Consider the following 11642-nt stretch of genomic DNA (forward strand, 5'->3'; position numbering starts at 1 on the left):
GATCCACTCCTCCAGATGCGGGGCCTCGTCCCCGACGGTCGTGGAGTCGCCGTGGCCGGTGCGGACCACCGTCTCCGGCGGCAGCGTCAGCAGCCGCTCCCGGATCGACTCGATGATCGTCGGGAAGGACGAGTACGAGCGCCCGGTGGCGCCCGGGCCGCCCTGGAAGAGGGTGTCCCCGGAGAAGACCGTGGTCAGCGCCGGGGCGTACAGACAGACGGCGCCGGGGGAGTGGCCGGGGGTGTGCAGCACCCGCAGCCGCGTCCCGGCCACGGTAAGGACGTCACCGTCGGCCAGCGGCTTGTCCGGGGCGCGGTCCGGGTGGCGCATCCGCCACAGCACCTCGTCCTCCGGGTGCAGCAGGATCGGCGCGCCGGTGCGCTCGGCGAGCGCCGGGGCCGCGTCGATGTGGTCGTCGTGGCCGTGGGTGGAGATGATGCCGAGCAGCCGGCGGCCGCCGACGGCGTCCGCGATGGCGTCGGCGTCATGCGCGGCGTCGATCACGTACACCTCGTGGTCGTCGCCGATCAGCCACACGTTGTTGTCGACCTCCCAGGTGCCGCCGTCCAGCGAGAAGGTGCCGGAGGTGACGAGGTGGTCGACGTGTACGGGCGGAGGGGTCATCAGAACATCACCACCGAGCGGAGCACCTCACCGCGGTGCATCTTGGCGAACGCCTCCTCGATGTCCTCGAGCCCGATCGTCTCGCTGACGAACGCGTCCAGGTCGAGGCGGCCCTGCTGGTAGAGGTCGATCAGCATGGGGAAGTCGCGGTCCGGCAGACAGTCCCCGTACCAGGAGGACTTGAGCGCCCCGCCGCGCCCGAAGACGTCCAGGAGCGGCAGCTCCAGCTTCATCTCGGGGGTGGGGACGCCGACCAGGACGACGGTGCCGGCCAGGTCACGGGCGTAGAACGCCTGCTGGTAGGTCTCGGGGCGGCCCACCGCCTCGATGACGACGTCGGCGCCGTTGCCGTCGGTCAGCTCACGGACGGCCTCGACGACGTCGGAGCTCTTGGCGTTGAGGGTGTGGGTGGCGCCCAGCGAGCGGGCCCACTCCAGCTTCCGCTCGTCCAGGTCCACCGCGATGATCTTCGCGGCCCCGGCCAGCCGCGCCCCGGCGACCGAGGCGGCGCCGACCCCGCCGCAGCCGATCACGGCGACGGAGTCACCGCGCTGGACGTTGCCGGTGTTGAGCGCGGCGCCGATGCCGGCCATCACCCCGCAGCCGAGCAGCCCGGCCGCGGCGGGCGAGGCCGAGGGGTCGACCTTGGTGCACTGCCCGGCCGCCACCAGCGTCTTCTCGGCGAACGCGCCGATGCCGAGCGCCGGGGTCAGCGCGGTGCCGTCGGTCAGGGTCATGGGCTGCTTCGCGTTGTGGGTGTTGAAGCAGTACCAGGGGCGGCCGCGGCGGCAGGCCCGGCACTCGTGGCAGACCGCGCGCCAGTTGAGGATCACGAAGTCGCCGGGGGCCACCTCCGTGACGCCCTCGCCGACGGACTCCACGGTGCCCGCCGCCTCATGGCCGAGCAGGAAGGGGAACTCATCGTTGATCCCGCCCTCCCGGTAGTGCAGATCGGTGTGGCAGACGCCGCACGCCTGGATCCGCACCACCGCCTCGCCGGGGCCGGCGTCCGGCACCACGATCGTCTCGATCCTGACCTTCTCGCCCTTGCCGGGGGCTACCACGCCGCGTACCTGTTGAGTCATGACAGCAGCGTAAGTGGCGACCAGCGGCTACGACAGGGATGACGAGGCCCGTCCGGAACGGGCCGCACCGGTCGGTCCGGAACGGGCCGCACCGGTCCCCCGGTGCGGCCCGTCACCGCTTCAGTGGACCGCTTACTTCACGTTGATCGCGGTCCAGGCGGCGGCGACCGCCTTGTACTCGGTGGAGTTGGCCCCGTAGAGGTCGGACGCGGCGCTGAGAGTGCCGGTGCGGGCGCCCGCGTACTTGGTCGTCGAGGTCCAGTACGTGGTCAGGGCCCGGTACCAGATCTTGATGGCCTTGTCCCGGCCGATCCCGGTGACGGTCGAGCCGTCGTAGGTCGGGCTGTTGTAGCTCACGCCGTTGATCACCTTCGCGCCGCTGCCCTCGGACAGCAGGTAGACGAAGTGGTTGGCGGGGCCGGAGGAGTAGTGGACGTCGATGCCGCCGAGCGACGAGGACCAGTAGTCCTTGGACGCCCCGTCCTTGCTGGGCTTGTCCATGTAGCGCAGCGGGGTGCCGTCGCCATTGATGTTGATCTTCTCGCCGATGAGGTAGTCACCGACGTCCGCGGAGTTGCCCGCGTAGAACTCCACCGCGGTGGCCATGATGTCGGAGGTGGCCTCGTTGAGACCGCCGGACTCACCGCTGTAGTTGAGGTTGGCGGTGGCCGAGGTCACACCGTGGCTCATCTCGTGGCCGGCCACGTCCATCGAGGTCAGCGCGTTGGCGTTGCCTGAGCCGTCGCCGTACGTCATGCAGAAGCAGGAGTCCTGCCAGAAGGCGTTGACGTAGCTGTTGCCGTAGTGGACGCGGGAGTACGAGCCCACGCCGTTGTTCTTGATGCCGTTGCGGCCCAGGAACTCCTTGTAGAAGTCCCAGGTCTCGGCCGCGCCGTAGTGCGCGTCGACGCCGGCGGTCTGGCGTCCGCCGCCCCATACGTCGTCCGCGTCGGTGAACAGGGTGCCGGTTCCCGAGCTGCCCTGGTTCAGGTCGTACGTCTTGTGGTTGCCCCGTGTGGAGTCGGTGAGGCTGTACGTGGAGCCGCTCTTGGTGGTGCCCAGGGGCACCGTGCCGCTGTACTTGCTGGTGCCGGTGCCGGTCTCGACGCCCTCCCACTGGGACAGCTTCTTGCCCGTGGTGGCGTCGGTGACGACGTGCAGCTCGCTCGGCGTGCCGTCGGCCTGTGTGCCGGTGACGACGGTCTCCCAGGCCAGGACGGGCGTGCCGGTGGCCGCCCAGACCACCTTCCGCGGCGACTTGGCCTTCTCGCCGGTGGTGGCCTCCGGCGCGGCCTTCAGCGCGGTGCCGGAGGCGGCCGAGGGGGCCACGGCGGCGTCGGTGCTCTTGACCGCTATCCGCGCGTCGGTGGCCTTGTTGACGGAGCGTGCGCCGCTGGTCTTCTCGTGGACGACCAGGTCGCCGCCGAGGACGGGCAGCCCCGCGTAGGTGCGCTCGTAGCGGGTGTGAACGGTTCCGTCCGCGTCCTTGATGACGTCGCGGACGAGGAGCTTCTCCTCGGCCCCGAGCCCGAGGGACTCGGCCTGCGCGGAGGCGTCGGCCTGGGCCGCCTTGATCGCGGTGGCGCGCTCGCCCGCGGTCAGCGGAAGCGCCGTGGCGCCCGCCTCGCGGGAGCGCTCCGGCTGGGCGCTGGCCTGGCCGGTCTGCACGCCGATGACGACCATGGCGGCGGAGGCGACGAGCGCCGCCACGCGGACGGTCTTCTTACGGGGGGAGGAAGCGATGGGTCTCACTCGGTCTCCTTGCCTTGGGGCCGCCGGGTCGCGGCCCTGTGTAGGGGGTACGGCCGGCCATGGGTGGGCCGTCCGGTCGAGCAGGAGTGGTGCGAGTGGTGCACAGAGTGGTGCATGAGGGCCTTACCGCGGAGTCAGAAGGACGCGCGACGGGCCGACCAGAGATTGTCATTGAACGATCGATTGGGATAGGCGCGTAACAAGAATTTGACGCGACGTTGTTCAAGTAGGGGCGAATTCGGTCAGCGAGGCATGAGGCAACAACAGCTGGTTGATGCCGACTTATGCCACTACGTCATGCCCCCGCCGCATCGGCGCCTCCGGCCGGGGCGGGGGCAGGACCCGGCCGATCGCCCAGGTGACGAGCGCGGCGGGGCGATCGGCGGGCGCGGAGGGCGGAGTTGCTGAGCGTTGCTGTGTACGCGACGAGAAGACGATCTGCGTGCCGAGCGGCGCGTAACTCCCCCAGCGCCGACGCCGTCCCGCCGCCCGACGGCGGCGTCCGGCACCACGGCGTGGGTGGGCGACGGCGGGGAGTGGTGCGGCCCCGGACGCGGACGAGCGGGGGCGCGGCCCGGCCTGGGCGGCCCGGCCTCTGGGCGGCCCGGCCCGGCTCGGAGGGGCACCGACCCCGCTCAGAACTCCAGCACGGCGCGGTAGCGCGCGCGTCCGTGGCGCACGTGGTCGAGCGCCTCGCCGATGCGCGCGACCGGGAACGTCTCGACGACCGGGCGGATGCCGTGCCGGGCCGCGAACTCCAGCATCCGCCGGTTCTCCTCCGCCGACCCCACGACGCCGCCGACGAGCCGCTTCTCGCCCGGCAGCAGGCTCAACGGGTGGACGCTGAACGGCCCGTGGGGAACGCCGACCACGCACAGCGTCCCCTGCGGGCGCAGCGCCGCGAGATACGCGTCCCACGGCAGATCGGCCGAGACGGTCGAGAGGATGAAGTCGAACGAGTCCGAGGCCCGCTGAAGCCCCTCCTCCGCGACGATGAACTCATGGGCGCCGAACCGCCGGGCGTCGTCCGCCTTCGCCGCCGTCGAGGAGACGGCGGTCACCTGGCAGCCCCATTTGGCGAGGAACTGGATCGCGAGGTGGCCCAGACCGCCCACGCCCACCACGGCGACCCGGTCCGTGGGCCGGACCCCGTTCCGGCTGATCGCCGAGAAGACCGTGATCCCGGCGCACAGGAGCGGCGCCGCGTGCTCGGAGGCGAGGGCGTCGGGCAGGGGCTGGACATACCGCCAGTCGCTCGCCCGCACCCGGGTGGCGAACGCGCCGCGGTCGCCGCGCAGCGCCGTGTCGTCCTTGTGCGGGCACAGAAACTGCCGACCGGTGAGGCACCACTCGCAGGTGAAGCACGCCCCGGCCACCGCGCCGACGCCCACGCGCTGACCGACGGCCAGCCGCGCGCCGTCCACGGCGCTGCCCACGGCCTCGACCACGCCGACCGCCTCATGCCCCGCGACCACCGGGAACCGGGAGAGGCCGTACGCGTCGTCCACCAGGCCGATGTCGGTCTGGCAGACGCCGCAGTGCGTCACCGCGACATCGACCTCCAGGGGCCCCAGGGGCTCCGGCTCGTACTCGAGCGGCTGTACCGGGCCACCGGCCTGCTCCACCGCGTATGCGCGCACGGTCATGCGTCCCACCTCATTTTTAAACTAACTAGTTGGTTGGTTTTTCGTACGCTACGCGCCCACACCAAACGCCGGCAACTAACCAGTTGGTAACCTGAACCCGTGTCTCCCCGGAAAAGCGATGCCACCCGCCGCCGCCTGCTCGACGCGGCCACCGCCGACTTCGCCGCCCATGGCATCGCGGGCGCCCGGGTCGACCGCATCGCGGCCGCCGCGGGCGTCAACAAGGCGCAGCTGTACGCCTACTTCGGGGACAAGCTCGGCCTTTTCGGCGCCGTCTTCCGCCTCCACGCCGACGCCGTCGTCGACGCGGTGCCGTTCACGGCCGACGACCTCCCCCAGTACGCCGTGCGGCTCTACGAGACCGCCATCGAACGGCCGGAGCTGGTCCGCCTGGCCACCTGGGCGAAGCTCGAAGGAGTGGTCACCGACAACCTGGTGACCGAGTCATCCGCCGTCACCGTCAAACTCCAGGCGATCGCCGAGGCCCAGCGCGCCGGCCGTGTCACCGCCTCGATCGACCCCCAGGACGTCCTCGCGCTGGTCCTCGCCATGGCCCTGACCTGGTCCGCCGCCGGCCTCTCCGCCACCGCCGCCCCCGACGACCCGCCCGAGGCCCACACCCGCCGCAAGCAGGCCCTCTCCCAGGCGGTCTCGGGCGCCTTCGGGGCAAGCACTGATCGTCATCCGGAAGGGTGACAACGGGCCCAACCGCCCGAGACGGCTCGCCTACGCTGGAAGCATCGCTCCGTACGAAGGAGGTCCACCGTGGCACTGACGGCCCCCGAGTGCGAGCCGCGCACGGACAGTGGCGAGAGCACCGCTTCATCGGTCGAGGAAGCCTTCGTGGCGTTGAGCGCGGCAGCCCCCGAGGGATGGCGCGTGGAACTGATCGAAGGGGAAATCCACGTGGTGCCTCCCGCTAATGGTGAGCACGAAGAGATTGTGTCCGAGGTTGCGGACCAGGTGACTAGCCGTCGTACGAACAAGGAACTGCGAACGCGTACTGGCCTTGGGCTCCTCGTTCCTGGAGCTTCGACCACCGGCAAGGTCGTTCCGGACATCGTCATCGCGCCCAAGGGGAGCTTTGACGACTCCTTGGAGTACCACGACCCCGGGGCGGTGATGCTCGTCGGCGAGGTCACGTCTCATTCGACCGCCGACAATGATCGGGGCCCCAAGCTCCGCGGTTACGCGGCGGCGGGCATTCCCTTCTACCTGCTGATCGACCGGGAGCGGAACCAGGCCGTCCTGCACTCCCTGCCCGCTGGGAAGAGGTACACCCGCAAGGTCGAGGTCGACATCTCCCAGCCGCTGTCGCTGCCCGAACCCCTCGGGTTCGACCTGGACACCAGCGAGTTTTGACCCGTTCCCCTGCAACGGGGACATGGCCGCAGACACGGCGAGGGCCGCCCCGGGTGCGGGGCGGCCCTTGGTGGTGGTGCGCTGGTGGAACCTCAGACGTTGACGCCGAAGTCCTTGGCGATGCCCACCAGGCCGGAGGCGTAGCCCTGGCCCACGGCGCGGAACTTCCACTCCGCCCCGTTGCGGTACAGCTCGCCGAAGACCATGGCGGTCTCGGTGGCGGCGTCCTCGCTCAGGTCGTAGCGGGCGATCTCGGTGCCGCCGGCCTGGTTGACGATGCGGATGAACGCGTTCCGCACCTGGCCGAAGTTCTGGCTGCGGGACTCGGCTTCGTAGATCGAGACCGGGAAGACGATCTTCTCCACGTCGGCCGGCAGACCGGCCAGGTTGACGTTGATCTGCTCGTCGTCGCCCTCGCCCTGGCCGGTGACGTTGTCACCGGTGTGGACGATGGTCTGGTCCGGCGTGGACTTGTTGTTGAAGAACACGAAGTGCTGGTCGGAGTAGACCTTGCCGTTCGTGTTCACGGCGATGGCGCTCGCGTCGAGGTCGAAGTCGGTGCCCGTGGTGGTGCGGACGTCCCAGCCGAGGCCGACCGTGACGGCGGTCAGGCCCGGTGCCTCCTTGGTGAGCGAGACGTTGCCGCCCTTGGACAGGCTTACAGCCATGGGGAGTCCCTTTCGTGGTCTCTGTGGTCCGAGGCGACGGGCGAAGCCGTCGTCACCCTCCACAACGCCATGAATGGCCCGACAGGTTCCAGCTCTCTTTACTTTCTTTGCCAAACCCTGATGTCGGGGTGTGACGAGATAACAAGATGACGCCGCCGGGGTCGGCAGGCGACCATGGGGGACATGCCCGCGCCCTATGTCATCCGAGGTTCGGTCTTCTTGCCGGAGGCCGAGTTGATGTGGCGTTTCTCGCGGTCCTCCGGGCCCGGAGGACAGCACGTCAACACCAGTGACAGCCAGGTCGAGCTGCGCTTCGACCTCGCCCGCACCGAGGCGCTGCCGCCCGTATGGAAGGAGCGCGCCCTGGAGCGGCTGGCGGGCCGGCTGGTGGACGGGGTGGTGACCGTACGGGCCTCCGAGCACCGTTCGCAGTGGCGCAACCGCGAGACGGCCGCCGTAAGGCTCGCATCCCTGCTCGCGGAGGCGACCGCGCCACCGCCCAAGCCGCGCCGCCCCACCCGGATCCCCCGGGGCATCAACGAGCGGCGGCTGCGCGAGAAGAAGCAGCGGAGCGACGTCAAGCGGGGGCGTACGGGGCGGGGCTGGACGTAGCCCCGGGCTGCCCGGTCGGCATTCCCCGGCCGCCACGTCGGCGCCCCTCACCCCGGCTGCTTCGGCGTCCCTCACCCCAGCGCCCGGTAGCGCCCCCTGAAGTACGTCAGCGGCCCGCCCTCCGCGGCCGGTGCCGCCGCGGCGAGCACCCGGGCCACCACCAGCGTGTGGTCCCCGGCCGTCACCCGCTGCTCGGTGCGGCACTCCAGCGTCGCCAGCGCGCCCACCGCGAGCGGCGCGTCCGTATGCTCGCCCCGCACCACGGACATGTCCTCGAACAGCAATCTGTCGCTGATGCGCCCCTTCATGGCGAATCGTCCCGCGATGTGCCGCTGACCTTCTGACAGGACCGATACCGCCCAGTGGGGCTGTCGCTCCAGGAGCTCGTCCATCCGGGACCCGTTGCGAACGCTCACCATCACCAGCGGCGGGTCAAGTGACACTGACATGAACGCGGTGGCCGTCATGCCGACGTCCTCGCCGCGCGGCCCCTCCTCCGGGTCGTGCGCGGTCACCAGCACCACACCCGCGGTGAACCGCGACAGCGCGGTGCGGAACTCGTCCTCGCTCACCCCACCAGCATGGGGGACGGCGGGCTCGGCTGGGCTGGAAGCAGTCGTCGGGAACACCCTTCGACGCTAACCGCCCCCGACCGGTCCCCGCATCGGGCCCGGGGACCACTCCGGGCGTAGGTCGCGGGCCGTAAGCCCGGCGCCGGGCCGGAGGGTATCCGGGCTCCCCGGGTGGCCGCCTTGCATGGCCAGGCACCCTCGTTCCGGGATTTGCGATCACAAAAACTAGGAGCGCTCCCACCCGCTCCGTTGAAGAAGTGAACACGGTCTGTGACATGAGTCACAGCAGGCAGTAATTGTTGACCCTGTGTACCGAGTGGGCAGCTCGCTGTGATTCAGTGGCCGTGGCAATCGGACGACAAGACGCCAGGAGTTTGCTGTCGAGGTCTCGGGGGAGTGCGATCGATGGAGACCGAGTCGGAGCCGTACATCCGCCTTACGACACTGCGGCAGCTGCACCAGGTGGTCGCCGATCTGAACACCGCCCGGAGCCTCGCCGACACGCTTCAGGCCGTCGCCGACGGCGTCATCGCCGGGCTCGGCTTCGAGCTGTCCGCCGTCAACCTCGTCCGCCCCGACGGTGACCTCGTCGTCGCCGCCGTCGGCGGCAGCGCCGGGGCCGAGGCGCTGATGGCCGGGCGGGTCGGCTCCCGCAGCTCCTGGGAGCGCCGGCTCGCCATGGGCGAGCGCTGGGGCGATCTGCGCTTCATCCCGTACAGCGAGGGCTGGGTCCTCGACGACGACGACGTCCCGCAGTGGCACACCCCAGGACCCGCGCCCCGCTTCCCCGACGAATGGCATCCGATGGACCGCCTGTTCGCCCCGCTCCACGCGGCGGGCGCCTCCGGCGGCGAGCTCATAGGCGTCCTGTCCGTCGACAAACCGCGCAACGGCCGCCGCCCCGGCGCCTGGGGCCGCGAGGCCCTCCAGATGTACGCCTTCCACGCCGCCGTCGCGATCGGCAACGCCCGGCTGCGCGGCAATATGCAGCGCGCCCTGCTGCGCCTGGAGCGCGAGCAGCAGGCGCTGCGCGCCAGCGAGGAGTCCTTCCGGCAGGCGTTCGAGTACGCGCCCAGCGGCATGGCCATCGCCGAGATGGGCGGCGATCAGCACGGCCGGCTGTTGCGCACCAACGACGCCCTGTGCCGGCTGCTGGGCCGCCCGGCCTCCGCGATGCGCCGCTTCTCCTTCTCCGACCTGGTCCACCCCGAGGACATCGGCACCCTGCTGCGCACCTCCGCCGAGGGCGGCCGCGCCGAGCTGCGGCTGGCCCGCCGCGACGGTTCGTACGTCTGGGTCTCGCTGCGCAACTCGGTGGTGGCCGACGCCGCCGACGGCCCGCGCTTCCTGCTCACCCATGTCGAGGACATAGAGGAGCGCAAGCGCCATGAGCTGCAGCTCGCCCACCGCGCCAGCCATGACTCGCTGACCGGCCTGCCCAACAGCGCCGAGCTGCGCGCCCGGCTCGCCGCCCGGCTGTGCGCCACCCCGCCCCGGCCGGGCGGGGGGTACGAGGACGCGGGCGCCCCGGACGGCGGTGTCGCGGGCGCCGGCGGGGTCTATGTGGACGCGGCGGGGCATCTGCACGGCTTCGACGATTTCGAGTGCTTCGGCACCCCGCCCCCGGTCGAGACCGCCCCGTTCGACGGCCATGTGCACACCGTCCCGCCCAACGAGGACTCCGACATCGATGACGGCCATAAGGGGCTCGCGGTGCTCTTCTGCGACCTCGACGGCTTCAAGTCCATCAACGACCGGTTCGGGCACCACGCGGGTGACGCCGTGCTCATCGAGGTCGCCCGCCGGCTGACCAACGGTGTGCGGGAAGGGGACACGGTCGCCCGCCTCGGCGGTGACGAGTTCGTCGTCCTCGCCGACGGCCTCGGCCGGGCCGACGCGGCTGACCTTGCGGTGCGGCTGCGGAACGCGATCATTCCGCCCATCCGGGTGGACGGCCGGGCCGTCCGGGTCGGTGCCAGCTTCGGCATCGGCTGGGCGGGCTGCGGAATGTCGGCCGAAGAGGTGCTGCACTCCGCTGACCAGCGGATGTACATCGAGAAGCGGTCCCGCTCCAAGGAGCGCCGCCGGGCCGGATGAGGTAGGGGGGCGGTCGGTCGCGGTAGGCTGCGCCGATGCGGCCCTGCCGCCGACAGTGAACCGATCATGAATATTGGCCATCCGGACAGCACACGCCCTGTTGAGGCCCTCTCGACCCTGATATGAGCTGTCGTGGCGCGTTCTGATCCCGCGCCGATGGCCATATGCATAGGGGAGTGACGAGGGATGACGGCCGGCAACAACGGCTCGGGCACACCGGAGAACGACGACCCGTTCGCCTACCTGTATCGCTCGGAGGGCGATCAAGGGAACGAGGGCGGTCAGTCGGGCCAGCCGGGTGCCGCCCCCCGCACCGGTGGCTATGGCTACCCAGGCCCGGCCCAGCCGGGGGTTCCCCGCACCTCGTACAACCAGGTCCGCGCGGTGGGTGAGCGCAACTACGGCCAGCAGATCCCGAACCAGCCGCCGCAGGGGTACGGCCAGCAGGGCGGCTATGGCCGGCAGAACGCCCACTACGCCGCCCCCGAGACCCTGCCCGGCGGCGCGCCCCACCAGCCCGGTGCGGCCACCCCGCGCGGCGGCCATGGCGGAGGCGGCCGGGGCCCCAACAGCAAGGGGCTGCTCATCGGCGCCGTCGCCGTGGTCGCGGTGGTCCTCGTGGGCATCGGCGTCGCCATGATCACCAACGGTGACGACAACAAGGACGACCAGGCCGACCCGACCGGCCAGCCGACGGCGGGCTCCAGCGTCCGGCCCAGTGAGCCCTCCGGGCCCGCCAAGGGCCCGGGCGACGAGAAGCTGCCCACCGAGGACGCCGCGAAGATGAAGCTGACCGGCGGCGCGGCCGCCGCGAGCGACATCAAGGGCGCCAAGGCCGCGGGCGGCACCTATGTGGGCGGGCTCAACACCCCGGGCTCGTCCGCGACCTGGAGCGTGGACGTGGCCAAGGCGAAGTCCTATCGGCTGTACGTCACCTACGGCGTGCCGGGCGAGGACCAGAGCATGTCGCTGACGATCAACGGCAAGAAGGAGACGCGGCCGCTCAACATGAAGAACTTCTCGGGCGCGCCGAAGGGTGACTACGAGAAGGGCTGGACGGAGACCTGGTCGATCGTCCAGCTCGCCAAGGGCACCAACACGATCACCCTGTCGTGTGACCCCGGCGACAAGTGCGACGCCAACATCGATCAGATGTGGCTCGCCAAGGCCAAGGGCTAGGGAAGGCCGAGGGCTAGCCAAGGCCAAGGGCTAGGTGGTGTCCGG

At 70.8% G+C, this 11642-nt stretch carries 11 protein-coding genes; 5 read left to right on the forward strand and 6 right to left on the reverse strand.

Translation table 11 applies throughout. The annotated features are described in order from the left end of the window. The 4 genes from GWI24_RS31035 to GWI24_RS31050 all read right to left on the reverse strand — a co-directional run. Positions 1–624 (reverse strand): MBL fold metallo-hydrolase (locus GWI24_RS31035; protein WP_210949245.1); only part of this gene is annotated, 624 nt, incomplete at its 3' end. Continuing rightward, complete coding sequence (locus GWI24_RS31040; protein WP_210949247.1) at positions 624–1709, reverse strand: S-(hydroxymethyl)mycothiol dehydrogenase; 1086 nt, start codon at positions 1707–1709, stop codon at positions 624–626. The genes GWI24_RS31035 and GWI24_RS31040, both read right to left, overlap by 1 nt. A 132-nt stretch (positions 1710–1841) precedes the next feature. Next, positions 1842–3461, reverse strand: a complete 1620-nt coding sequence (locus GWI24_RS31045; RefSeq protein ID WP_210949249.1) for a M4 family metallopeptidase — start codon at positions 3459–3461, stop codon at positions 1842–1844. Between the two features lie 635 nt (positions 3462–4096). Beyond that, entirely contained in the window at positions 4097–5107 is a 1011-nt protein-coding gene (locus GWI24_RS31050; RefSeq protein WP_210949250.1) for an NAD(P)-dependent alcohol dehydrogenase, read from the reverse strand. Positions 5108–5206: 99 nt separating this feature from the next. Here GWI24_RS31050 and GWI24_RS31055 point away from each other — a divergent pair, with 99 nt between their 5' ends. Together GWI24_RS31055 and GWI24_RS31060 are read left to right on the forward strand one after the other, a co-directional pair. Continuing rightward, positions 5207–5803 (forward strand): TetR family transcriptional regulator, encoded by a 597-nt coding sequence (locus tag GWI24_RS31055; RefSeq protein WP_210949252.1) that lies wholly within the window; start codon positions 5207–5209, stop codon positions 5801–5803. 69 nt (positions 5804–5872) lie between these two features. Continuing rightward, positions 5873–6469, forward strand: a complete 597-nt coding sequence (locus GWI24_RS31060) for a Uma2 family endonuclease (protein ID WP_210949253.1) — start codon at positions 5873–5875, stop codon at positions 6467–6469. Between the two features lie 92 nt (positions 6470–6561). On the opposite strand, the gene GWI24_RS31065 is transcribed toward GWI24_RS31060, so the two are convergent. Next, positions 6562–7137 carry a TerD family protein gene (locus GWI24_RS31065; protein ID WP_210949255.1) on the reverse strand — a complete coding sequence of 192 codons (576 nt, stop codon included), beginning with the start codon at positions 7135–7137 and terminating at the stop codon, positions 6562–6564. Between the two features lie 174 nt (positions 7138–7311). Here GWI24_RS31065 and arfB point away from each other — a divergent pair, with 174 nt between their 5' ends. Then, on the forward strand, positions 7312–7749 hold the full coding sequence (arfB, locus tag GWI24_RS31070; RefSeq protein ID WP_121824417.1) for an alternative ribosome rescue aminoacyl-tRNA hydrolase ArfB: 438 nt from the start codon (positions 7312–7314) through the stop codon (positions 7747–7749). Between the two features lie 71 nt (positions 7750–7820). Here arfB and GWI24_RS31075 read toward each other — a convergent pair whose 3' ends face one another. Continuing rightward, entirely contained in the window at positions 7821–8321 is a 501-nt protein-coding gene (locus tag GWI24_RS31075) for a flavin reductase family protein (protein ID WP_308344145.1), read from the reverse strand. Between the two features lie 405 nt (positions 8322–8726). Between GWI24_RS31075 and cdgB the strand changes: the two genes are divergently transcribed. Beyond that, positions 8727–10418 carry a diguanylate cyclase CdgB gene (gene cdgB, locus GWI24_RS31080; RefSeq protein WP_210949263.1) on the forward strand — a complete coding sequence of 564 codons (1692 nt, stop codon included), beginning with the start codon at positions 8727–8729 and terminating at the stop codon, positions 10416–10418. Between the two features lie 186 nt (positions 10419–10604). Then, positions 10605–11597 (forward strand): carbohydrate-binding protein, encoded by a 993-nt coding sequence (locus GWI24_RS31085; RefSeq protein WP_210949265.1) that lies wholly within the window; start codon positions 10605–10607, stop codon positions 11595–11597. The last annotated feature ends 45 nt before the right edge of the window (positions 11598–11642 follow it).

The organism is Streptomyces sp. MK37H, assembly GCF_018035285.1.
Taxonomy (GTDB): Bacteria; Actinomycetota; Actinomycetes; order Streptomycetales; family Streptomycetaceae; genus Streptomyces; species Streptomyces endocoffeicus.